Origin of the sequence: Roseburia intestinalis L1-82 (assembly GCF_900537995.1) — a bacterium.
Lineage (GTDB): Bacteria > Bacillota > Clostridia > Lachnospirales > Lachnospiraceae > Roseburia > Roseburia intestinalis.
The window spans coordinates 1,650,766-1,674,211 of the sequence record NZ_LR027880.1 but is presented as its reverse complement, the minus strand read 5'-3'; the positions used below and the strand labels follow the sequence as shown (position 1 = coordinate 1,674,211).

The window sequence follows — 23,446 nt, the reverse complement described above, 5'->3', positions numbered from 1 at the left end:
GAATCTGATTATTTACACCTTCAAATCAACCTTGTTCTTTTTTATAACTTCTTTATGCTTTTTCATCGAGAATACTTCTTTTTTCTTCCTTTGTATCCTTTGCTTTTTCCAACTGCTTCTGTGGGATTTCTTCGGCTTTTTCACTCATATTCTGGAGAAAGGATTTTACTTTTGAATCTTTATGTCCTATTGCCCATGAACTAATATTTCCATCTTTATCTATTGCCCATCCCTGTTCAACTCTCCATCCAATATCTGCTTGTTGCTTTGCAAACTGCTCATCTATTTTTTTCATGTTACCAATTTCTTTTATGTACTCATCTTCTAAGTCTGAATCATTTGCCATTTTTGTTAAAAACTGAGGAAAAATCGCTACATTCGTGGTAGTTGATTTACCATATTTCATCCCCGGACTATAATTTGCTGATACAAAACTATAATTGTCATTTTTTTGGAAAGATAGGAAAGTTCATCCGCTGCAGTTTTTCGGGTTGTCCCTGTCTTTACATCTTCTGTTTGCTCCACAACCTGCTTTTCTGTGGTTTCCTTAGCATTATTTTTCCATATATTACCGGTATAAGCATTTGTGTAAATATTAGAGTAATTGTTTACACCTGTAACTGCCATACTAACATCTCCTTTCGTATTACAAAGCTTTCATTACCTTTTATTAGCATAATAATCCCAAATACCATTAAGCATTTTCCGATCACCATCTGATACATTCAGATTTAGCCTTAAATCTTTCCAGTCACCCGAATACTGCTGCGATAATTTCTGGTTATCCGACTGGATGGCGGATAAAAATGCCTGATATGCCGAATTTTGGATAACCCCCTTTTCTTTAGATTTTGCAGTATTCTCCTGGTTCTCACCTATGTTCTGTTCATTTGCTGTCTGTTCACTTCCTTTATGGTAAACTACCGATGGGGTAAAATCCTGTAATTCTGACCATATTTCTGTTGAAGTTGCCATAAAATTACTGTGATTTTCATATGCCTGATTCAGCATATCCAGTTCTTTTTCTTTGGTTAATTCCTCAATTTTGCCCGATTCTGTCACATAATACTCCGGCTCATAATCTTGTTCCGCATATTTTTCTTCAATGCTGTTTTTCATTTTGTTATATGCTTCTGCCATTCTGTTTACATGATGTTCAAAGGAATCAGTTTTTACACTCTCTGTATCTTCTTTGACAAATATATCCGTCACTTCCTTCTCAAAACGGTTCTGATAATCCATAGAACTGACAGAAGATAAATGTCGAAAGCTCTCCTGCCCTGTTTTGGAAATGGAAAGTGTATCTGTATACTGTGTCATTTTCCTTTCTAAATCTGCCGGAACATTTTGCTTTGTATTTTTCCTGCTGTTATGTTCGATTGCAGAATATGTAATATTTGTATTATTGTAAATCTTCATAGCTGTTTCCTTCCCAGATAAATACCATCAGACTCTAATATCAATCGGCACATACCTTTTAATTGTGTCTGTTTGTACCATTTCTGCTGCCTCTAAACTATCTGTAGCAAGCTGCTCCTGCAAAACCTCGTCTGGAAGTTCTTCCATATTCTCCACAGTTTTTTCCGTCATCTGCTCTGTCATTTCTTCGGTTGTCTCCGAAAGTTCGTCCATGATTTCAGACATCATGCCCTTGTTTTCCTCTGTTCCAAGAGCTTCATCCACCATTTCTTCCTTTCGTTCTTCTTCTGTTTTAGGCTTATTCCTCTCAGCAGCTTCCGCAATCTTTTCGCCATGTTCTTCTGCCTCGTCCATGACATGAAACATCTGTGAATTATTATACTCCTGATTTGCTGCCGCAATTTCATCCTCATAATTATGAAACATTTCCAGCTTTTCAGAGATTTCTTCCAAACTGTCAGCCTTTCGGTTTTTCAAATTTTCTTTTTGTGCTTCAAAAAAAGCCACCTTATTATCCCGTTCCTGCTGTCGCTGCAATTTTTCCTGTGTACTTTTCAACATATTAGAACTATTAAATCTATTTATCAGTAAACCTCCACCGGATAAATTGACTGTAAAACTCATCTGGTTCCTCCTTCCCGACAAATTAATACAAAAGATTTTTCTTCTTGTCATTTAGGCTTAACATACTATACTTCCTTATCTATCTTACTTGACGTTAGAGAGGAATCCTTTTTCGAATATGTACCATTGTTTGTATAAGTCGCACTTGCCCGGTTCGCAGCATTTGATATACCAGTTGCTTTCTGGGCTGTTTTGCCTGCAAAGGAATTGTAACCTGTAAAAACCGTTTTCAATGAACTGATATCTGCTTTCTTCAATTCATCTTCATCCAGCTCCAGCTTGTTACCCTTTCCTATGGTAATACCTATTTTAGAAAGTAAATGACTGGTTTTGTCTGTCATGCCTGTCATCCATGAAGCATTTCTAAGGACATCTTTTGTATTGGATTCTCCTGCCTCCTTAACAACATCATTATAATCATCAATAAAAGATTTCACTTTTTTGGTAATTGCATCCCAGTCATAATCCTCTACCTCTGTTTCTTCCCCGGTCTTTTCATCCTTCTTTTTTATTTTCTTTTTTTCCCAGAGTGACGCATCGTTTAGTGCATCTGCTGATTTTTTCAGGTAATCCGCACTTGTTTTCATCAGTGTAAGCTTCTGTGAAGTATCGCCTTTCCCCGATAATTTTTCTGCATCCTGCTTTGCATAATATGCTTTCATAAGTTTTCCATAGCTTCCGTTTTTAATCGCAGCATAATCAGAAAGCATATTGGTGTTTCCTACGGATGAACTGTCGGAAGTTCCTCCAAATAATGCGGAATAATCTACATTGCTGTTATATTTACTTGTGTAATCACTAAAACTCTTAATCTCTGACATAATACCATTCTCCTTTACCAACTATAAACGAATATCAATCGGTGTATACACTGCCTGCTGTGTTGCATTCTGTGCATTTTCCAGAGTCGGTGTTTCTACTGTCACCTGCGTTTCCCCTTTGATATCCGTATTCTTTACGCTGTCTGTCTCCTCTGCCGCAGCCCCCGCAGATTCCTGTGTTTTCTCGGATTTATCAGTATTGTTCTTTGTTGCAGTGTCTTCTGTATTGCTGTTCTCCGCTTTTGCAGCTTCTTCTACTGATTTATTTGCATCTGCAAGTGTAGACATCTGTGCTGCTGTCGCAGACTGTGCCTTTGCCTGCAGCTCTGCCAGTTCTTCTTCCTTCTTCTCAGTATTTCCTTTTCCGGCATCCTGTTTGATTTCAGATTCAAGCACACTGGCACGTCCCTGTATCTGTGTTGCCATACTTCCCTGCACCTTTGCCTGTTTCATGGAAGAATCTGCACAGATCATCGCCTGCATACTTGCCTGTGACAATCCGGTGTCTTTCTTTTTAGAAGTGTTACTTGTTCCAGCCACCATATCATCCATAGATGACGAATTTTTACTCTGCTGTTCCTTTCTCTGCTCGATCTGGTGCTGTCTTAACTGCTGATTGAGATTGTTAATCTCCTGCTGTATCTCCTGACGCTTTTTCATCTTATCCTCTAATGACATTTCTTCATTCGAAGATAAATCCTGTAGCTTCTGCTGTGCATTTGCAATCTGATTCTGAATATTTTTACTTACAGAATCATTCCCCTGTGTCATTCCCATTGTTCCTGTCTGCGTATTTGTCCCACTAAATCCATTGATTCTCATTTTAATCCTCCTTGTTTTGCGAAGCAAAATCCGAACCCTTTGGTGAGGAGAGGATTTAGCCTCCTTGTTTTGCGAAGCAAAATCCGAGCCCCATGGCGAGGAGAGGATTTAGCCTCCTTGTTTTGCGAAGCAAAATCCGAACCCTTTGGTGAGGAGAGGATTTGGCCTCCTTGAGCTTAAATTCTGAAATCCGTTTCCTTAAAAATCTGTACAACATGATTTCTCTTTACTGATTCTTTCGGCATATCTTTCTTTACAATAAACAGCGATGTTGTGAACCGCCCTTTTTTTGTTGTGAAGCAAATAAAAAGCACCTTGAAGGTGCTTTTTGTCCTTATTCTACCTGTAACATAATACTTAGAACCACTTCCTGATTCTCCTGCTCTAAAGATATATCTCCCATATACATCCTTGCAACCCTCCGGATATTATGCAGTCCAATTCCATGCTCCTTCCCTGATTTCGTTGTTTCTGGCAGATCACTGTCCTTATAATTTAACTCTCCCTCATATCTGTTCTTTATGGTTATCATAAAAATACTGTTTTTCCGAAAAGAAGAGATACTGATATAAGGATTTTCTCCACTTACATTTTCCATGCAATTATCCAGTGCATTGTTTAAGATCACGCTTAAATCAAATGCATTTAATTTCGTATCCCCCGGATAATGAAAATCTGATATAAAACGAATCTGCTTTTCCTTTGCTTCTCTTAACTTTTCCATCAGAATCACATCAATGACAGGACTCCCCGTTTTAATCTCAGGAGATATTTCATTCCACTCCTTTTTCAAATGCTCCATATATTCTGCTGCATCATCCATATGATTCTCTGCCACAAGATGTTCCAGCATCTGTATATGATTCCCCATGTCATGACGCAGACTGCGGATATCCTGATACAGTTTTTCCACTTCCCCGATATGCTTTTTCATATCACTGACCTGATTTAATACCAGCTCCTGCCCTGTCTGTTCTTCCTGTGCCACCTTCCAGTTTTGAAACATCGTAGTCATAACAAGAATTGCTATGATAGAAATAAAATAATGCACAAAGCTTAAAGCTCCATAAAATCCATAGGTATCTGTCAGGCTCTTTCCTGTATCTTTTTCATAAATATTCAGATAATATTGCAGAATGCCATATCCTGTAACTCCCACAAGAGAAGGAATGATAAGCATTACCAGCTCTTTAACGTTCATTTCATCATTTTTGTATACATATGCTTTATTGATCAGACCGATTGCAACTGCAAGGAAAACGATACAAAGCACAATATCCAGAATTCTCGTTCCAGCATAAAGTCCATATTGCAGCCATTGTCTTCCTGCAATCGTATTCCCAAAAACCAGAGCTTTTGTGATAAAATCATCCAGTCTGTCTGCCATTGCAACCGCAAGCCAACGGATAGAAAAAAATGTCACTGCAAGAAATATTTTCTGATAGATGTTTCTTCTGTCCTGTACATACATCACAAGAAATGCAGCCACAACCCCCAGCATATATGCAGAAAAATTGCCAATCTGCTGCGGTATCAGATACAGCACAGACATAATTCCAATATAAACAATACTGACCAGAGCAGCTTCCCTTTTCTTTTTCATATATGGATATACAAAAACACCAAAACAGATTCCTGTAATAATCAAAATTGCAATAACAGAAAACTTCGATGTGATCATCCAACATCTTTCCACTAAACTCATCTGACTTCATTTCCTTTCCTCTGGTTATACTTCAGATACCTCCTCACAAACTCCGGATAATTCTTTTTTGCAATCAATGCAGTTCCATTTTTCATAGTTACACAAGTTGCATCATATTTTTCTACATATTTAAAATGTACAAGATAGGCTCTGTGTGTTCGGAAAAAATCTGTTCCTGCCATATCACTTAATTCCTGTAATTTACCATAGTATTCAATATCCGTACTTCGTGTATGGATAATAACTTTCCGGTTATACACCTCGGCATACACAATATCACGCAGGAAAATTTTTATATGACTTCCGGCGGTCTGTACCATAATATACTTTTCGTCTTTTTCAAGTCTGGAACTCCTTTTTATGTTATGGACTGCCTTTGTCACAACCTCTTTCAATTTCTCATCGGAAAATGGCTTAACCAGATAATGAAATGCTCCGACATCAAATGCCTGAAAAACATACTCCTCTGCTGCTGTCACAAAAATGAGTATCATATCCTCATTGTCCTGACGAAGCATCTTTGCCGTTTCCATCCCATCCATTCCCGGCATCTGAATATCCAGAAAAAGAATATCCGGCTTACTGCCACTTGCGATCAGTTCATCACCCGATAAATATTTATCTATAACCGCATCCGGCAATAACTTTTTTATCTTTTCTTCCAGTATCTGAACCATAGATACTTCATCATCACAGATAGCTATTTGCATTTTGCCACTTCCTTTTTGTCTGATAAATATATTTATTATATCGGACGAACAGATTATATCTGCCACAGTTGTTGTGAAATGACCTTTTTTTGTTGTGAAAAGAGCAGTAAACCATTATTGGTTCACTGCCCTGTCTTTTAGTCATGTCTGCACTATTAAAGAAATGAAATAAACTCCTTCATTGGTATACGCTGGGATTCGTGTCTATTTGCATCTGCTTTATCTTTTAACTTATCGGAATACTACTTTTATCTAGAGTAGTAGTAATTTATGAACTCAATGCCGCTACCAGCGATGAATATCTTTCCGTTTTTTATCTACTATTTACTAAAACGCAATCAACAATCTAAATCTGCAAATCAATAGTATTTCCTTCATTATTGTTCTTTTCCTTTGATTCCTCTGCGGATATATCTACCTTTATTTTGCTATAAGAAACATTTCCTTTCGCTTTTTCGCCATACTCTTCCTTCAAACGAGCTAACTCATCATTATAAATTGATGTAAACACTCTTGCTCTTGCAAATTCTTCATCTGTACTTATAGCTTTCCAGTTTCTTGACTCTGGATTATAAGAAAGCGTTTTATTACCTTTTGAATCCCAAAACATACATGCAGCATTCATTTTGCCACCAGTTTTTTTCATGCTTGATTCATATATAGCCTTTCTATCAGGAGATACTGTTTCTCCATGCTGCATACACAATTTTCGATAAGCATCATCATCCCTTTTTCCAGTAGCAAACTCTTTTCTTGCAAGTTCTTTTATTGCTTCGTCAAATTCTTCCTCTGACATCGCTGGTTTATCTCGTTTTGTCATGATAGTATCCCAGTTTGGTTTGGTAAAATTAATGTCCACAGGCTTAAATCTTAATGAGAAATTACCATAATCACATTGTGCTAACGGATCATTTGAACTTGCTCTTTTTCTGAACATCTGCTGAACCATTTGAGCATATTGCGAATAATTATCTCTTGTTATCTGCATAATATATTCCTCCATATTGGCATATATTTCATCTGTTCCAAATTCACTAGTGTACTGACATATTGATATTTAGTTAAATATTTCTGGCTGTTATTGCCGTTTTATGGTACAATAAAAGAAACGGCGGTGATATCCTATGGCAAGACCAAAAAAGTACAAAATCAAACTTACGGATGATGAATTAAAAGAATTTAAATCTGTCATCCGAAAAAATAAAACATCCAAAACAATCCGATGCAGATGCCAGATTATTATTGACCTGGATGAGTCCCACGGAAAAGTATTGACTCATGAGCAGTCTGCAAAATCAAATGGTGTATGTCTGGCAACAGTAACCAATACTGTGAAAAAATATTTTGAGGGTGGTATTGATGCAGTAACTGAGTTTAAGCGTAATGTTAATTCTGATAATGCAAGGCGTGTGCTCGATGGACGTGCTGAAGCCCGTATCATTGAACTTGCCTGTGGTCCGGTGCCGGAAGGACATTCAAGGTGGACCATCCGGCTGCTGGAAGAGAAATCAAAAATTGTTCTTGATACTCCGGTCAGCCGTGAGGCAATCCGAAGAGCCTTAAAAAAAACAAACTTCGACCTCACAAAAACGACTACTGGTGCATCCCCAAAAAAGATGATGCCGAATTTATAGCATGTATGGAAGATGTCCTTGATGTATATGAACTCCCATACAATCCTGAAAGACCAGTTGTATGCATGGACGAAAAGCCTTACCAGTTACTGGGCGATGCAAGGAAACCACTGCCCATGCGTCCGGGTGACAATCAGAAAACAGATTCGGAATATGTCAGGAATGGTACCTGCAGCATATTTGCTTTTGTCGAACCGCTTGGAGGCACTCATCATGTCAGCGTGCGAGAACAACGTACTGCCTTTGACTGGGCAGAAGAGATAAAATATCTCGTTGATGTCATGTATCCTGATGCAGAAAAAGTAATTCTTGTTATGGATAACCTTAACACCCATAAAACGGCGTCCTTGTATAAAAGGTATCCAGCAGATGAGGCAAGACGAATTATCAAGCGTTTGGAAATTCACTATACACCCAAACATGGAAGCTGGCTTGACATTGCAGAAATAGAACTGAATGTAATGACCAGACAGTGTTTGTCACGAAGGATTGAAAACATTGCAAAACTTCGTGGAGAGTTAGCTGCGTGGGAAGTCGAGCGTAATACAGTCGCAGCAAAAGTTAATTGGCAGTTCCGAACTGCCGATGCAAGAGTGAAGTTGAGTTCATTGTATCCTAGGTTTACAACAGCTTCCGAATAGGAAGTTGTTGTAATGCTAAAAATCAATGTGCCAATACACTAGATTGAAAAATCAAACCTTCCACCGATTTTATTCTCCTCCGGTTTGATAGAATCCCAGTCAATGTTTTTGATCTTATCCAAAAGTTCTTCTTTTGAATTTGCCTGAACCATAGTTTTTCTTACTTCGGTTTGCTTTGACTGTTCCTTTTTCTTTGCCTCTTTCTTCTCAGCAGCTTTCTTTTCCTGAATCTTTTCAAGATATTCTTTCTGACTGGCTGATGATTTTTCCAATTGTGCAAAGAAGGTTGTAGTTCCGTCACTATTAAAAGAGATGCCAAATTTTGTTATTTTTGTATCAGCATCTGCATTGCCGTTAGTCTTACCGAATGTTCTTTCAAATCCGAACTGGGCATTGATTTCATCTGACATACGCAAAGCTCCCTCAATGCTATGCATTTTTTCTGCATAATATTTCGGATCAGACGCCATCTTCTCCATTTCTTCCTTTGAGAAAATAACCGTATACTCCTTATCACTTTGGGCTAAAATATCTTTGGCATTATCACCATTTTCAAAATCGGCAACCATAAAATCCATGTCGTTTCTTGATCCACGCAAATTCTCCAGCATTTTTTGTGCCGCTTTACTGAGATTTTTTTCAGCGATGCTTTCAGTTGTATTTTCCTTTAATTTCGTATTTTCTGTTGTTTGTGCTGTTTCTTTTTTCTTATTTGCTGTACCAGTCTTGTAGTTGTTCTGGTAATTTGCATAAGCAGCCGTGGTTGTGCTTACATTCATTGACATATCCGTTGTCCTCCTTGTACATATCACATCGTAAATCTGTTTACCTGTTCTTTTCTATATATCGGCATAATTGTTTCGATTATGAATCTTATCATAAAGTTCTGGACTTCACTTAAAAAATCAAAAGTGCCACCTGGCACTACTCCTATGCTCATTTTTTCTTGCGTACAATATTTATTTTATGCTCTGGCTTCAAAAGAAGGTCTATCCTGATCCAAATAATCCGGCATCTCTCTCAATTCTGAACTTCCATTCTCTTTTACGAAATTATATTCGCTCCAATAAATAGAATAAAATTCATCTTTTTTTGCAAGTTCCGCTGGTGTCATCTCATAGCCCCAGCCATTTCCGAGATTAGATAATACCGTTACTCCCTGATACTGAATTTCAGCACCATAACCACCAGTAGTTAGAATTGGACAATTCAATGTTCCTCCTACCGCCAGTGCAAACTTCTTTTCAGCAAAATTACTGCTTTTTCCTTCTGCCTTCTCCAAAAAATCCAATAATGATAATTCTCCACATCCTTTGCATTTCGGATTGCCAGTTTGTTTTTTTATAGTATTTTTAGCCTGTTCATATAATTGTTTTCTATCAGGTGCAACATCTGATAGATATTCTGCCCGTAAACCAAGAACCTGTCTGGAAATATATTCGTACTCTGTCTTATTTGCTGTCGTAGCTGCTCGTCGTGCCAGTTCTTTAATTTCACTAACAAATTCCGCATGCGTTTTTGAACTTTTCCCTTTTGTTGGAATATAAAGCCAATTCGGTTCTCCGTTACTGCATGAGGAAATTAATTGCTCTTTTCCAACAGTTCCTATACCTGACAATGATATACCCATTAACTCAACTCCTTATGTGACACTTCATAATCACCAAATATGTCATTAATTCTTGTTTCATATGCATACCACCGTGTAAATACAGACATATTCCCCAGGAAATTTTTAACTTTAGAGGTATCTTCTGACTTCGGATAATAATCTTCCATCAAATCCCAGACATTACAAATTTCCCCTTCCGATCCGGTGCGTAACGTCTGAAATGGAACCTTTAAATCGTAATTATTCTCTCCGATTGTTATTTTCAGATTTCCATTAAATTTATTGTCCTCTGTAAAAGATGTTACCTGTTCCTTGAAAAACATCTTAAAATTCTCAGGCGGTATCGCTGATTCCTTTGCCAGACTACTCCTGCCAGCCTGATTTCTAAACTCAAAATTCCATGTGCTGTTAAAATCAAAACCACCATCTAATGTAAGACTGGAATTTGCTTCGATTTTATCACAGTCAATCTCATCCAAATCCCATTTTTCGATCATTTGCTTGACAGATTCCCTCAATGCCGCATTGGTTTCATTGCATTGATAGTAATAATCTGAATTATAATAAGTCCAGTCACTGTGACTATCAGAATAGTATTTCTCATTCAATGCTTTTCCTTCCTGATAGTTTGCCTGACTTGCTGCCCTTGCATTTTCTTTTGCAAATACCTCATACATCTCACTTACGATTTGTGTATTATCTGCTTCATTGGTTCCGGATGTCTGATGCTGACTTGTCCGATAGGTACGCATGGAAGTACAACATTCCTCAAAATAGGAATTAAGTTCATCCCTGCTCACCTTTCCGGCATAAAAATCGGTCATATGACTGGATATATCTTTCTGCATATCATAACCAAAGGAATCTCCGAAGGTACTCTTGGGCATCCCTGTCACTACATTAAATTTTTGATAACAGTCACATACATATACCAGTGGTTCTGCCATATATTGATTTATATTTTCATTTTCCTGAACCGCACATTCCGTACTAAATTGAGGGATATTATTCTGCTTACGTTTATTATCATACGGCACGCCATTCACAGAATAATTAGCATTAATCTGCATAGTGCAAGTCCTCCTTATTAATCACGTGACACTTTATAATTAACATAATCACCGTCACTTTCATAATGACTCATTAGATTTTTTGTTCCCTGAACATTGCCATACATTGCTCATTCCCATATAAGACACATTATTAAATCACACATTTTACGCTTTCATATCGAAGTTGCCTTGTGATATTATGTCTTCGTTTATACTGCCAGCCTTTTCTTCACTATTTAATGCTTTTCTCGCCTCACTAAATGCCTCATAATATGTCATTTTTAATGCTGAATGAACCTGTGACTCTGCTTTTGTTTCTTTTTCCTGCCAGCCTACTCCCCCTGTATAGGTCAAAACTTCTTCGCCATCTTCATTGTATACATGAATTGCCGAGCCTGTCCCTGTTCCCTGATATTTTGCCTCATAAGGTATTCCAAACAACATACAGAGCCATTTTTTGTCTGCTTCCTCAACTTCTTTCATTGCTGACATATTACCTGAATTCATTGATTGACTAAACTTTCCAATTAAAGCAGCTCTATTCGGGGCTACTTTGCTTACTTCCGTCTTTCTCAAATTCATAAATGCATTTCCCATATATACATTGTCCTGTGCATCTTTTTTTGCCAGATCAACAATCTTCTCTTTTAAAGAATCCGTTAATTTCCATTTGCTTTTTTTAGAAGATTTAGAAACATTTTTATTCGATGTGTTCCACACTTTTGCTGTGCTATAATTATTTGATATTTCCATTTAATTGAATCACCTCTCTGTTCTGTCATTTATGTAATCATACAATTCCTTATATGACAGATAACCTGATAAGTTGTTCGAATCATATTGTAACTGCATAAATTCTTTAATCATGCTCACATAGTCTTTCTTTTCATTTATGCTGTCAGAATCATAAGTGATGTTGCCATTCACACCACCAGCCGCATTCATGAAATCTCCAAAAGCATTTTTCGTAAAGCCTTCTACATCACTATATGTTGTATATGCAAGCATTTCCAAATAACTTGCATTTCTTGGATCAACATCATTTATCTGTACATTTGTATCTGTGTAATTTCCTTCTTTGTCCCAATATCTTACCCTGTATTCTAGGTTTGCCGAATCATATGCATCTGATTTATATACAGATGCACTACTGCCATCCGGAAATCCTACTGCTGTTAATGCATTTCCACTATCTTCTGTTCCCGACATATGTAATGTAATATTAGAAGATGTACTACTTACATTTGATAACAAACCGGAATTCATACCGTTTGCTTTCGCAGTGTTTCTTTTTGTTCCTGTATAATAATTTGAATAATTATAACCGTTAATTCCTGCTATACTCATTTTCGTTTCCTCCAATTATTTTCATTCCTCTGTCATTCGGAATCTATTCACTCTCCATAGCATAATAATCCCAAATACCATTAAGCATTTTCCGATCACCATCTGATACATTCAGATTTAGCCTTAAATCTTTCCAATCACCCGAATACTGCTGCGATAATTTCTGGTTATCCGACTGGATGGCGGATAAAAATGCCTGATATGCCGAATTTTGGATAACCCCATTTTCTTTAGATCTTGCAGTATTCTCCTGGTTCTCACCTATGTTCTGTTCATTTGCTGTCTGTTCACTTCCTTTATGGTAAACTACCGATGGTGTAAAATCCTGTAATTCTGACCAGATTTCTGTGGAAGTTGCCATAAAATTACTGTGATTTTCATATGCCTGATTTAGCATATCCAGTTCTTTTTCTTTGGTTAATTCCTCAATTTTGCCCGATTCCGTCACATAATACTCTTGCTCATAATCTTGTGCCGCATATTTTTCTTCAATGCTGTTTTTCATTTTGTTATATGCTGTTGCCATTCTGTTTACATGATGTTCAAAAGTATCTGACTTCACCCCCTGTGTCGTATCTTCCTTTGCAAATACCTCTGTTACTTCATTTTCAAACCGATTGACATAATCCATAAAACTAACTGATGATAAATGCTTAAAGATTTCCTGCCCTGTCTTTGAAATAGAAAGTGTATCTGTGTACTGTGTCATTTTCTTTTCTAAATCTGCCGGAATATTTTGCTTTGTATTTTTTCTGCTGTTTTGTTCGATTGCAGAATATGTAATATTCATATTATTATAAATCTTCATAGCTGTCTTGTATGATAATTAGGAAGTTAATTATCACATATTTCCTTTCTTTTAATATCGTGGTTCAATACAATTCAGATACTATGGACTTTTGATTTGTTTTCTGTAGCTTGACTACTCAACTGGAGTGTATTGCCACTACATTTATCTGAATTGTTTATTAGCTGGATGTTGCCGGAGTGTTTTTCACTCAGAGTACTTATTTCTATCAAGTCTACGATGATAATCGTTGGTGGACATCATGGTATCAGACTTTAGGAAAGGGAGGTACAACCTCATGAAAATTTACGTAGGCATTGATATTGCCAAACTTAATCATTTCGCCGCTGCGATTTCTTCCGACGGTGAAATAATCATTGAGCCGTTCAAATTCACAAATGACGCTGATGGCTTCCAACTGCTGGTCTCTAAACTCGAATCATTCGATAAGAACAGCCTCATCATCGGTCTTGAGTCAACGGCACACTACGGTGACAACCTTGTTCGATACCTTGTTACTGAGCTTTACCAAGTGTGTGTGTTGAACCCCATCAAAACCTGTCAAATGCGAAAAAATAACGTTCGCAAAACTAAGACAGATAAGGTCGACACTTACGTGATTGCTAAAACTCTTATGATGCAGGACAACCTCAGATTCGTCAGCTTCTTCGATCTCGATATGATGGATCTTAAGGCATTGGGACGTTTCCGTCAGAAAACCATAAAGCAACGTACCCGATTGAAAATTCAACTGACAACCTATGTTGATCAGGTCTTTCCGGAGATTCAATACTTTTTCAAATCCGGTCTGCATCAACACGCTGTCTATGCTTTATTAAAAGAAGCACCTTCTCCAAAAGAGATTGCTTCCATGCATATGACTCATCTGGCAAATCTGCTCAAAGTGAACTCACACGGACACTTTACCAAAGAACAGGCCAAAGAATTAAGAGTTCTCGCACAGAAGTCTGTCGGTGCTAACGACAGCGCTATATCTATTCAGATAACTCAAACCATTCAACAAATCGAGTTACTGGATAGCCAATTAGAAAAGATTGAAGCTGAGATGACGGATATCATGAAATTCAACGATTCTGTCATCATGACCATTCCTGGTATCGGTTATATCAATGGTGGAATGATTCTTGGTGAAATAGGTGATATTCACCGTTTCTCCAATCCTAACAAGCTGCTTGCTTTTGCCGGTTTGGATCCTTCTGTTTATCAGTCTGGTAACTTTCAGGCTAAGACAACAAGGATGTCCAAACGTGGCTCTCGTGTTTTACGATATGCCCTTGTAAATGCAGCTTGGAACGTTGTCAGAAACAACGCAACCTTCAAGGCTTATTATGATGCCAAGAGGGCTGAAGGCCGGTCTCACTACAATGCACTTGGGCACTGTGCCGGCAAGCTTGTCAGAGTCATCTGGAAGATGCTCACTGGCGAAGTAGAATTCAACCTCGAATAAGAGGTCTGTATACCAATATCGATAGATTTTGAAAAAGCACCCTAAGGGAGCTCTATTAAAGTTACCCTTTTTTACCACCGATATGAAAAAGAAATTTTTTGCTAATTTATGGTTGACTTTTCATAGCTGGTCTCCCCTAAAAGCCTTACCTGTACTCATATATTCACTTGTTTTCGCATTAATCTGTGTCCCTGCATTATCAATTATTTTTTGATTTGTTTTTTGGGCTGAAGCTATATAGGATTTCAAATCAATACTTTTGTCAACATTTGTATTATGTGTTCTTCCTTTCGTATTTTTTACAAGCTTTTCCTTTCCTGATGCGCTTATCGTTAAAGTATCTCTTGTACCGCTGCAACCAGCATCTTGACTTCTTGTAGTCTTTTGTTGTTTTCCAAACAGCGCATTAACGAATGACTGATTGGTATAAATTCGGCTGTTAAAAAAAATATTCATAATATCACCTATATCCTTAATATGACTTATATCATGTTCCATTCTTTTATAATTTCATCGGCACTATTCTTCACATATTTTATACGCTCTGCACCAACTACGATTTTTTTGCACCAACTACGATTTTTTTGCACCAACTACGATTTGAGCACAAAAAAAGGACGAAACCGCCCTTTTCATGAATTCAGAAACAAATCTGCTACAAATCTGTTTCCATCCTGTTTTAATTGTAAATCCCCATCATACTTATCTATGCTCTGTTTCACATTTAAGAGTCCTATCCCTCTGCCTTTTCCCTTATCTGATACCGGCATACGTTTTTTCCATTTTACCTTTCCACAACTGTTTTCTATATGAACTACCGTCATCTTATGATAGGCACTGATTTTAATAAAAATGTATTTGTCTCCGTCAGCATTTGCGGCAGCTTCAATCGCATTGTCCAGCAGATTGCCGAAAATAGTTGTTATGTCTATCGGCTCTATGTAAGATAAGTCTACATTGTCTATCTTAATGTCCGAATGTATCCCTTTCTCCTGCATGACAGCATTTTTATCTGTCAGCAAAATGTTCAATATCGGATTCTCTGTGTAAGATATAGGAATCAGTGGTGCCAGTGTACTTCTGATTGCCTCTGCATATTCGCCAGCCGTATGCTCCCTCTCTGTTCCATACAAATTCTCGATAGCCCTGATATGCTTATCCACATCATGTAATATCCGTACTGTCTGACTATATTTTTCAGTCTGTGCAAGATAATACTCATACTGCATTTTTGCCTGTTGCTCCAATGCCTTTACGCGGTTTTCATAGTATCTCTTTTCGTCTGCCATTTTGACATAATACAAAAGATACAGGTCAGCCAAAACGATGCAGCCCATATTTACCGCTGACAGATAGCTTTTCTGCCCATCCCTGAAATTCTGCACAATCACAAGCATATTGACCAGACTGTAAAAAAACAGGATTCCATATATGATATATTGTTCTCTGGAACAGGCTGCTTCTGTCCTTTTTATCAATCTGTTTATCAAAACATAGTATAGGAATATCATTATTAGTTTTGAAAATGTCACTTCCAGACAATATTGCATGACAACATCAATATTTGATATTCCACAAATCTGCAAAAAACAGTGTAACAGAAGCACTCCCAGCGTTTCACATACAGACATACATAAAACCAGTACTTCACACTCAGTGATTCTACGGATTGGTCTGTCTGCATCTTCGTAATACAGAAAATATACCGTTACACCAACTCCAACAAACCATATCAGCAGATTCAATATTGCAAAGTTCAGCATATTTATGCCAAATGCAGTGATTCCCATCGCTATCTCTGCCGCTATGTACAAAGTTTTATTGCTGTAACTTTTCTTATATCTTTCATTCATAAATTGAAAAAGAATTGTACAGATAATAAAACAGGAAAGTCCATTACATATCGCAAGTAAAATCTTATCCATCTTCTATTCTCTCCTCTGGGTTTTCTGCAAAAATTTATTCATTTCTTCCCGGAAATCAGAGCTTCTTTTTTGTGCAAGGGACAGTTCTTTCCCATTGTCCAGATAAATATGAAATCCCTGTATCTTCTCAATATGTCTCAGATTTACAAGACAGCCTCTGTGATTTACCGCAAAATCATATGGTTGTAATTCTTCCACAAGGTTTTCAAATGTACATTCACATTCATATCTGCAATCTTCCAGAATAATTGCTGCTTTTCTGGATCTTTTTATGTACTCAAAATATAATATCTCGTTTAATTTCAAACGCACACAACCTGCTTTTGTTCCTGATTCATCTAGTATTTCAAATTCCTTTTCTATTTCCGGACATTTCTCCTGCCCCAGAATTTCCATAATCTGCGTTTTCATTTCTTCTTCATTGATCGGTTTACACAAAAAAGAAAACGCATGTACCTTATTAATCGCCTGTGCCATGTATTCTTCATAACTGGTAATGTATATAATTTTTATATCATGATTTTTTTCTTTCAGCTTTCTTCCGAGCGTAATTCCGCCCAGTTCTTCCATGGAAATATCCAGTATTCCGATATCAATCTTGTCATTATTGTTCAGCAGCTCATTCGCCGATAGAAATGACCGAATCTGATATTGAACCTGATATTCTGAAAGAATTTTATCCAGCATCAGCGCCGCTTTGTCAAGATCTTCCTTATCATCATCGCATATTGCTACTTCTAACAATCCATTCTCCTCCCTGTAATAACTTTTGTTTTTCTATTATACCATATCGGCACTTTTTATAATTGCCGATATGGTATGGTCATCAAAATTATTTTTACCTTCCCTCTCTGCCTCGTTTCCTTGTACCCTGTCTGCCATATGCCTTCGTTCTGCTGTTGGGAAAATCCCGGTATCAACATATACTTTGTTTTCCCCGGCAACTACCTCTGCGATATGTGCATCATTATCTGCCATAAGCAGTTTTCCGCTTTTGCACTCGCATTCTCCAAAGTTTCTTTTATCTCAGCCTCCTGCACCTTCGCACGGATTGCTTTTGTTTTTGGCATGAACTTTGCCCTGCGCCGTCTCTGGTACATGGCATTGCGCTCACGAAGTCTTTGTTTTTCCTTTATTTCAGCCAGTTCTTCTTCCGTCAGTTCCTGTGCCGGAAGTTCCACTTTACCGATGAAGTTAAGGTAAATCTCTATCTCCATCACACGCTCGCCATCAATCTTTTCCGCTTTGTGGACAAGTATCTTATCCACAAATTCATTGATGATGACAGGTGTTAATTCCGTGATATCCGTGTATTTATGGACTAATGCCAGAAATTCCTCCGTCCGGTCTGTATCCTCGTCATACTGCGTAAGCTGCTCCCTGCATGCCTTAATGGACTGTTCCAGTTCTGCCTGTTCTTTTTCATACCCTGCCGATAGCATTTCATATCTTTTGTCAGGCAGTCTGCCAAGGGCATTGTCCTCATACACTTTTTTAAGAAGGATATCAAGCTCTGCATACCGCTTCTCCTGATGCTTTAACGCAGCCTTCAGCTTCTTCGCCTCACTCTGTTCCCGGATTTCTGATGCACTGCGGATGCTTTCGACAAATGCTCTCTCATCCATCCTTACACTTTTACACGCATACTGAATGGTTTCAAGCACAAACTGGTCAATCACCTTTGCCTGTATATTGTGCGAACAGCAGACCTTTCCTGACTGGTCATGGCTGTTATTATAATTGCCGCAGTTATAACAGGCTGGAGTTGTTCTGACACTGCCATCCGGCAGTCCTCTCCATTTTCTTCCGGCACGCTTTCCCTCATTACGATAATGCATCTTTCCACCGCAGTCCGCACAGAAAATCTTACCCACAAACGGATTTGACTCGCCCTCTGTGTTTATCCTGCGTTTGGTCTTTCTAAGCTCCTGCACCATATACCATGTTTTTCTGTCAATGATCGCCTCATGGGTATCCGTAAAGACCACTATCTCGTCACTGTCATTCTTTACAGCAACCTTATCCTTATAGGAAAGCTTCTTTGTACGGAAATTCACAGTATCTCCCATATACTCCGGTTTTTCAAGCATTCTTACGACACTTACTCCTGCCCATTCATATGGCTTTGACATATCACACCGGTTCTTATCTTCCGGATCTTTGATATATCCGTATGGCGGATTGTTGGTAATTGGTTTCCCGTCCCTGCCCTTTGCCTGCAATACCGCCTTTATCTTGCGGCTGCAGTCACGCAGATACCATTCATTCATGATATTTAAAAAAGGGGCGAATTCGCTGCTGGTGTTAATATCACTGTCAACACCATTAGAGATAGCAACGAAATGGACACCTTTTTCCCGAAAGAATACCTCCGTGTAAAATCCTACCTGTAGGTAATCCCTGCCGACTCGGCTCATATCCTTTACAATGACTGCGCCAATGCTTCCGTCCTCAATCTGCCGGAGCATTTCTTTCCATCCCGGTCTGTCAAAATTCCCACCGGAATATCCGTCATCTGTAAAATGCACCAAATCGGTATATCCATTACTCTTTGCATAGTCCTCCAGCATTTTCTTCTGGTTCACTATACTGTTGCTGTCTCCCGCAAGCTCATCGTCCCTTGAGAGTCGCTCATAAAGAGCAGTTATTCTGTTTTTCGATTTGTCAGTTGTCTGTCTGGTTCTGTTCATGCCGAACTCCCTTCCGGCAACTGACTTATTTGTGGTAGCTCTATCTTATCATAATCCGCTTTCTCTGTCAGCACCTCTCTTGAAATAATGTGGGAAATCTTGTCCGAAAAGGTATCTATACTGTTTTCACTCGTTAATACCCTGATTTTGTAAACTGTCCCACCAATCCTGCGATAAGAAAATCCAGCTTCACATGAGCCGGACTTTCTATCGCCATTATTTAGTTTTTCTGCCTCCATAATCAATCCTTGCCTTTCTCTCTGATAAAAATTATAATTGTTTCATGCTTCCGCTTCGTGTAACCGAAGCTTTTGTTTATCCATACTTCATAGCCTTTTTGCTCCTTTCTGTAATTACTTTAGTGATAAAAAGGATTACTCTCTTCACTAATAGGAGAAATACGGCTACAAAATCGGAAGTGTTTTGAAATTATTTTTGAAAAAATTTTTAAGGACTGATTAAATTGCCAAAATATGAGGAACTAAAAGCTTTCCGCAAACAAAACTTAATACCGGCATACAACGATTCTTCCAGTGAGAAAACTATGCTGCACAGGGAAGCCCGTGCATTGGCAATCAGCCGTCTTGAAGAAAGTGCACGAACCGAGGAAGAATTTGCAAATTGGGCATTTACCTTTACCACAAGTTTCTTATATTATATGGACTACGACAGTCTTGATGAACAGACAAAAAACCTGTATCGTCAGGGTATGTCTGCATTTGGCGGAATATCCCCGACTTACCATATCTCATTAGCGGAAAATGCCCCGGTCATCGTATGGAACTTCCATTCCCTGCTCGTCATGATCCAGATGTGCTTTTCTTTTATGCTTACGGATTCTGACTGCGATATGAAGCTGTGTAAGCACTGTGGCAGGGCATTTATCGCAAGCCGTAAGGGAAATGAGTTCTGCTCTCCGAAATGCAAGAATCAGTATAATGTCTATAAGACAAGGGCTAAGAAAAAAGAGGAATAGCCCCTATATACAAACAAAGACGGCAAATCATCAACAACTTGTTGACGATTTGCCGTCTTATTTTTAGATCTTTTTGGTTAATAAAGCTTACGCCATTGCAGGCTCTTTTTTCTTAATAATCGCCTCAACTTCATCAACACTCACACCAACAGCATCTGCTATCTGATTTGGTGTATAACCTATTTTATACATATTCATCACAATTTTAGCAATTGCTTTATCTTCAATACCCTGACTCAGATTACACATAATGCTCACATCCTCTCTAAATTCTTGACTGATTGGAATATTATATTCATGTTCTATAATATCCAATTTTTCCTGTTCTTTCAGTTCACTCGAAAGCAAAGCCCCAATCAGGCGGTGCATTTCATATTTTTCATCATGTTCCGGAATCTCATTTGTGATTCCTATTAACACAATGTTTAACAGATCGAGATTACCTTTCCAGTTACATGGTTTTAACATCTCATCTTTTGTCAAATGGATATGGCTTAGGCTGTTATCATCCATGTTCATACATATCCATATGCTGAATACCTGCTTAATGTCATCGTAGTTAGTATTTACAAAATCTCTTTCCTTTTGTGACGAAATCAGCCTGCTCACATAAAAGATTGCCCGATTTAAAATTTTATATTCCGTCGGCTCATCCTTCTGAGCCTCAATATTCACAATAATCTGCGAAAGTCCATTTTTCCTGCCAACTATGGATGGCATGCGGACATAAAAAATAATATCAAATCTGACTAATCCTTCATTAATTTCAGCATTTTCTGTATTAAGACCTACAATACGCTGTCCTGTAGCATCTGTTTTTTCCATATTTGCTAATCCCGGCTCAACCGGAACAACGCTAATACTCGGTTCGCCTTCGATATATTTTACAACATCTTCCGGCTTCATTCCTTTAAATTCATCGACTGTTTTCACCAGAATATGTGCTAATATACTCTTCTGTGCCAGTAACCTTTTAACACGAGTATCATATTGTGCCTTATCTCCTGCTGCATTCACAGCATTTGCTATTTCTGTATTCAAGTCGGCATCCCTCCTTTTGTATTGTGCATAACACTTCTAAGATTCTGCAAAAGGCTCTCTGCCTCAATATCATTATAAGCGAGGAACTTTACGGAATCAACTGAATTTTCTATGAACTTTTTCATATGCCAAACAGCGGGAAACCAGTTAAGATTTCCCGCTATTTTTAATCCATATAAATCAGATCATGCAACACTACTTCCTCTGCTCTGCTCCGGATGTTATTCATCTTCCGCACCCATCCGAGCTGATCTACTGACTTCAGATGCTCCGTCACACCTTCACGCTCAGCCATTCTTACCGTAAGCATATCCATCATGTCATTGTATTCCATATCTACTTCTTCCAAATGTTTCCACAATTTTTCCGTAAGAACCAGATGTGTATACATGGCATGATGATTTTCAAACAAATACCTCTGTCGCATTTTGCCATATTTGCCAATCTGATAATTGCTTCCATCTTCCAATTCCAAATCTGGAATCACTACATCGCCTTCTCAATGATATGTTAACTCCATACGCTGCTCCTTCCTTTGTGCTAAATGTTTACAGTTTCGATTAAAAGAGTATCACCTTCTTAATACAACATCTGCAATCTATCATTTACCACAAATGAGCCAGCCGCCTATGTTGTGTTATATCCGCGAACAATGAGCCTAGCTGACACGCTGGCGTGTCAATTTGGCGAATGTCGCGAGAGTCAAATGCTTGCATTTGACTAGCAGATGGAGGTTTCCGCTAAACAACACTGTTTTGGGAAATCTGACATCTACACTTCACAACATATCACTTCATTTGCATATGCCTGTGCCGTGTCGACATGACGGTATCCTAAACGGATCGCTGTCTTCACCGGTTCCGCAACCTTATTATCATCAACAATCCATGTTCCAAGTGCAAGCTGTGGGATTTCCACACCATTATTTAATGTTATCATTTTTTCTGTCATCATGAACATTACCTCCTTTTTTCGAAGAGTATAGTCCATGAAGTGGACTTCAAGTCAAGAATTTTTTTAAATTTTTATTTTTCAGTTGAATTTCTGCCTGCATGTTTGCATGCATACATATTTCTGTCCGCCTCTGCAATCACATTTTTTAACTTTTCATGCTCGCCGATGGCATATCCAACCGCCGCTGAGATCGGTATCTCACAGTCCACCTGTACCGCTGCAAGTGTCTGTTTCCAGGTTTTTATCATCTTTTCCGCAGTTTCGCCGGTTCCTCCCGGAATGAGCGCAAGCATTTCATCTCCACCATACCGGAATGCCATCCCTGCATCTCCTAAAGCAATCCGTATTGACTGTGCCACTTTTACGATCATCTGATCTCCGGCAAAATGTCCGTATGTATCGTTTACATATTTCAAACGGTTAATGTCCCAGTAAACGATGGCAACCTGCTGGTAATCATATGTTTTTTTCTCAATGGTCGCAAGCAGCTTGTTTTTATTGTATAGCCCTGTCATCTCATCCGTCGCTGCCTTCTCTTCCATCTTCATCGCATTTTTCAGTGATTTTCGGATTACCTGATTTACAATGTTGGATACTTAGACAAACGCCATTGCCATCAGACAGCGCGGCAGCACATAATACAGTGCAAGCGTGACTCCCGGATTTTCATTTACCTGATTCAGTAAAAAAGTTCCATTTTCAACCAGATGATTCATAGAAGTAGTTGTCAGAAGCACCATATTGGCATCGCACACACCATAATAATATCCTGCATAGGTACTGATAATAATGGAAAGCACTGTAAGTACAAACGTATATATGGACAGTTGCTTTGACGTGTACATACCGGCTATGATGATCGGCATCATAATAATAATGATCATATGATAGGTTAAGGACACACTCGCAGCCATGATGATAAGGCTGACCGCCGTAATACTGACATACTTCGTCAGCGGATGCTCCAGTCCAAGATGCAGTAAAATCAAAACATATACAGCTGCAAACAGACATCCTGTAACATACCCTCTTGTAAAAATCGTCTTGTCAACGATAAAAATATCAACACTGTTTAACAGCATCTCAAATGAGTAAACGATAATGCAAAACAGTATAAACCGGAATACATAAATATTTTGCGTCACGTTCTCCTCTTCATCGTTTGGATCTTTACTGAATAACCTGTGTATGGTCATACTCCATTTTTCCACTGACTGC

Annotated in this window: 32 protein-coding genes; 4 read left to right on the top strand and 28 right to left on the bottom strand. The window is 38.3% G+C overall.

Features of this window, described 5'->3' with window-relative positions:
- Positions 1-52 precede the first annotated feature (52 nt).
- From RIL182_RS07805 to RIL182_RS07765, 9 genes are all read right to left on the bottom strand, one after another.
- Positions 53-406 (bottom strand): DUF6033 family protein, encoded by a 354-nt coding sequence (locus tag RIL182_RS07805; protein ID WP_006859432.1) that lies wholly within the window; start codon positions 404-406, stop codon positions 53-55.
- Positions 403-627, bottom strand: a complete 225-nt coding sequence (locus tag RIL182_RS07800; RefSeq protein ID WP_006859433.1) for a hypothetical protein — start codon at positions 625-627, stop codon at positions 403-405. Before RIL182_RS07800 ends, RIL182_RS07805 begins: the two co-directional genes overlap by 4 nt.
- 33 nt (positions 628-660) lie before the next feature.
- A complete protein-coding gene (locus RIL182_RS07795; protein ID WP_006859434.1) occupies positions 661-1,419 on the bottom strand; it encodes a hypothetical protein in 759 nt (252 codons plus the stop codon).
- 27 nt (positions 1,420-1,446) lie between these two features.
- A complete protein-coding gene (locus RIL182_RS07790) occupies positions 1,447-2,043 on the bottom strand; it encodes a hypothetical protein (RefSeq protein WP_006859435.1) in 597 nt (198 codons plus the stop codon).
- Between the two features lie 65 nt (positions 2,044-2,108).
- On the bottom strand, positions 2,109-2,864 hold the full coding sequence (locus RIL182_RS07785; protein ID WP_242655655.1) for a hypothetical protein: 756 nt from the start codon (positions 2,862-2,864) through the stop codon (positions 2,109-2,111).
- Between the two features lie 21 nt (positions 2,865-2,885).
- Positions 2,886-3,686, bottom strand: a complete 801-nt coding sequence (locus tag RIL182_RS07780; RefSeq protein WP_006859437.1) for a FlxA-like family protein — start codon at positions 3,684-3,686, stop codon at positions 2,886-2,888.
- 334 nt (positions 3,687-4,020) lie between these two features.
- Positions 4,021-5,391, bottom strand: a complete 1,371-nt coding sequence (locus tag RIL182_RS07775) for a GHKL domain-containing protein (protein WP_006859439.1) — start codon at positions 5,389-5,391, stop codon at positions 4,021-4,023.
- The gene (locus RIL182_RS07770; RefSeq protein WP_044999605.1) at positions 5,388-6,101 is read right to left on the bottom strand and encodes a LytR/AlgR family response regulator transcription factor; all 714 of its coding nucleotides are present in this window, start codon (positions 6,099-6,101) and stop codon (positions 5,388-5,390) included. Before RIL182_RS07770 ends, RIL182_RS07775 begins: the two co-directional genes overlap by 4 nt.
- Positions 6,102-6,447: 346 nt before the next feature.
- Positions 6,448-7,089, bottom strand: a complete 642-nt coding sequence (locus RIL182_RS07765) for a hypothetical protein (RefSeq protein ID WP_242655656.1) — start codon at positions 7,087-7,089, stop codon at positions 6,448-6,450.
- A gap of 136 nt (positions 7,090-7,225) precedes the next feature.
- On the opposite strand from RIL182_RS07765, the gene RIL182_RS07760 reads away from it, so the two are divergent.
- Both RIL182_RS07760 and RIL182_RS07755 read left to right on the top strand, forming a co-directional pair.
- Positions 7,226-7,735, top strand: a complete 510-nt coding sequence (locus tag RIL182_RS07760; protein ID WP_006855777.1) for a helix-turn-helix domain-containing protein — start codon at positions 7,226-7,228, stop codon at positions 7,733-7,735.
- Entirely contained in the window at positions 7,705-8,376 is a 672-nt protein-coding gene (locus RIL182_RS07755) for an IS630 family transposase (protein ID WP_134523031.1), read from the top strand. The genes RIL182_RS07760 and RIL182_RS07755 overlap by 31 nt, the downstream gene beginning before the upstream one ends.
- Before the next feature lie 38 nt (positions 8,377-8,414).
- Here RIL182_RS07755 and RIL182_RS07750 read toward each other — a convergent pair whose 3' ends face one another.
- The 7 genes from RIL182_RS07750 to RIL182_RS07720 all read right to left on the bottom strand — a co-directional run bounded on the left by RIL182_RS07750 (position 8,415) and on the right by RIL182_RS07720 (position 13,195).
- On the bottom strand, positions 8,415-9,161 hold the full coding sequence (locus RIL182_RS07750) for a DUF6033 family protein (RefSeq protein WP_015560776.1): 747 nt from the start codon (positions 9,159-9,161) through the stop codon (positions 8,415-8,417).
- Positions 9,162-9,340: 179 nt separating this feature from the next.
- The gene (locus RIL182_RS07745) at positions 9,341-10,006 is read right to left on the bottom strand and encodes a hypothetical protein (RefSeq protein WP_006859447.1); all 666 of its coding nucleotides are present in this window, start codon (positions 10,004-10,006) and stop codon (positions 9,341-9,343) included.
- On the bottom strand, positions 10,006-11,058 hold the full coding sequence (locus tag RIL182_RS07740) for a hypothetical protein (RefSeq protein WP_006859448.1): 1,053 nt from the start codon (positions 11,056-11,058) through the stop codon (positions 10,006-10,008). The genes RIL182_RS07745 and RIL182_RS07740 overlap by 1 nt, the downstream gene beginning before the upstream one ends.
- Before the next feature lie 17 nt (positions 11,059-11,075).
- Entirely contained in the window at positions 11,076-11,165 is a 90-nt protein-coding gene (locus tag RIL182_RS22290; RefSeq protein WP_118096728.1) for a DUF3879 family protein, read from the bottom strand.
- A gap of 40 nt (positions 11,166-11,205) precedes the next feature.
- Complete coding sequence (locus tag RIL182_RS07730) at positions 11,206-11,793, bottom strand: hypothetical protein (RefSeq protein ID WP_006859449.1); 588 nt, start codon at positions 11,791-11,793, stop codon at positions 11,206-11,208.
- A gap of 9 nt (positions 11,794-11,802) precedes the next feature.
- Positions 11,803-12,387 carry a hypothetical protein gene (locus RIL182_RS07725; protein ID WP_134523212.1) on the bottom strand — a complete coding sequence of 195 codons (585 nt, stop codon included), beginning with the start codon at positions 12,385-12,387 and terminating at the stop codon, positions 11,803-11,805.
- A gap of 43 nt (positions 12,388-12,430) precedes the next feature.
- The gene (locus RIL182_RS07720; RefSeq protein ID WP_055231197.1) at positions 12,431-13,195 is read right to left on the bottom strand and encodes a hypothetical protein; all 765 of its coding nucleotides are present in this window, start codon (positions 13,193-13,195) and stop codon (positions 12,431-12,433) included.
- 277 nt (positions 13,196-13,472) lie between these two features.
- On the opposite strand from RIL182_RS07720, the gene RIL182_RS07715 reads away from it, so the two are divergent.
- Positions 13,473-14,642: an IS110 family RNA-guided transposase gene (locus tag RIL182_RS07715; RefSeq protein WP_118592507.1), complete on the top strand. Its 1,170-nt coding sequence runs from the start codon at positions 13,473-13,475 to the stop codon at positions 14,640-14,642.
- Positions 14,643-14,762: 120 nt separating this feature from the next.
- On the opposite strand, the gene RIL182_RS07710 is transcribed toward RIL182_RS07715, so the two are convergent.
- From RIL182_RS07710 to RIL182_RS07685, 6 genes are all read right to left on the bottom strand, one after another.
- Entirely contained in the window at positions 14,763-15,140 is a 378-nt protein-coding gene (locus RIL182_RS07710) for a hypothetical protein (protein WP_243096639.1), read from the bottom strand.
- A 134-nt stretch (positions 15,141-15,274) separates the two neighbouring features.
- Entirely contained in the window at positions 15,275-16,567 is a 1,293-nt protein-coding gene (locus tag RIL182_RS07705) for a sensor histidine kinase (protein ID WP_006859451.1), read from the bottom strand.
- A 3-nt stretch (positions 16,568-16,570) separates the two neighbouring features.
- Entirely contained in the window at positions 16,571-17,311 is a 741-nt protein-coding gene (locus RIL182_RS07700; RefSeq protein WP_006859452.1) for a LytR/AlgR family response regulator transcription factor, read from the bottom strand.
- A 36-nt stretch (positions 17,312-17,347) separates the two neighbouring features.
- The gene (locus RIL182_RS07695; protein ID WP_006859453.1) at positions 17,348-17,545 is read right to left on the bottom strand and encodes a hypothetical protein; all 198 of its coding nucleotides are present in this window, start codon (positions 17,543-17,545) and stop codon (positions 17,348-17,350) included.
- Complete coding sequence (locus tag RIL182_RS07690; RefSeq protein ID WP_134523209.1) at positions 17,512-19,257, bottom strand: recombinase family protein; 1,746 nt, start codon at positions 19,255-19,257, stop codon at positions 17,512-17,514. Before RIL182_RS07690 ends, RIL182_RS07695 begins: the two co-directional genes overlap by 34 nt.
- Positions 19,254-19,496, bottom strand: a complete 243-nt coding sequence (locus RIL182_RS07685) for a transposon-encoded TnpW family protein (RefSeq protein WP_006859454.1) — start codon at positions 19,494-19,496, stop codon at positions 19,254-19,256. The genes RIL182_RS07690 and RIL182_RS07685 overlap by 4 nt, the downstream gene beginning before the upstream one ends.
- A gap of 224 nt (positions 19,497-19,720) precedes the next feature.
- Here RIL182_RS07685 and RIL182_RS07680 point away from each other — a divergent pair, with 224 nt between their 5' ends.
- Positions 19,721-20,233, top strand: coding sequence for a recombination protein NinG (locus tag RIL182_RS07680; RefSeq protein ID WP_006859455.1), 513 nt, complete (start codon positions 19,721-19,723; stop codon positions 20,231-20,233).
- 87 nt (positions 20,234-20,320) lie between these two features.
- Here RIL182_RS07680 and RIL182_RS07675 read toward each other — a convergent pair whose 3' ends face one another.
- From RIL182_RS07675 to RIL182_RS07655, 6 genes are all read right to left on the bottom strand, one after another.
- Positions 20,321-21,274 carry a hypothetical protein gene (locus RIL182_RS07675; protein ID WP_006859456.1) on the bottom strand — a complete coding sequence of 318 codons (954 nt, stop codon included), beginning with the start codon at positions 21,272-21,274 and terminating at the stop codon, positions 20,321-20,323.
- Positions 21,271-21,399, bottom strand: coding sequence for a hypothetical protein (locus RIL182_RS21960; protein ID WP_006859469.1), 129 nt, complete (start codon positions 21,397-21,399; stop codon positions 21,271-21,273). The genes RIL182_RS07675 and RIL182_RS21960 overlap by 4 nt, the downstream gene beginning before the upstream one ends.
- 41 nt (positions 21,400-21,440) lie before the next feature.
- Positions 21,441-21,761, bottom strand: coding sequence for a TnpV protein (locus RIL182_RS07670; RefSeq protein WP_006859457.1), 321 nt, complete (start codon positions 21,759-21,761; stop codon positions 21,441-21,443).
- A gap of 284 nt (positions 21,762-22,045) precedes the next feature.
- Positions 22,046-22,228 carry a hypothetical protein gene (locus RIL182_RS07665; RefSeq protein ID WP_015560786.1) on the bottom strand — a complete coding sequence of 61 codons (183 nt, stop codon included), beginning with the start codon at positions 22,226-22,228 and terminating at the stop codon, positions 22,046-22,048.
- A 71-nt stretch (positions 22,229-22,299) separates the two neighbouring features.
- Positions 22,300-22,776: a GGDEF domain-containing protein gene (locus tag RIL182_RS07660; protein ID WP_006859458.1), complete on the bottom strand. Its 477-nt coding sequence runs from the start codon at positions 22,774-22,776 to the stop codon at positions 22,300-22,302.
- 48 nt (positions 22,777-22,824) lie between these two features.
- A complete protein-coding gene (locus RIL182_RS07655; RefSeq protein ID WP_243128744.1) occupies positions 22,825-23,439 on the bottom strand; it encodes a hypothetical protein in 615 nt (204 codons plus the stop codon).
- Between the last annotated feature and the right edge of the window lie 7 nt (positions 23,440-23,446).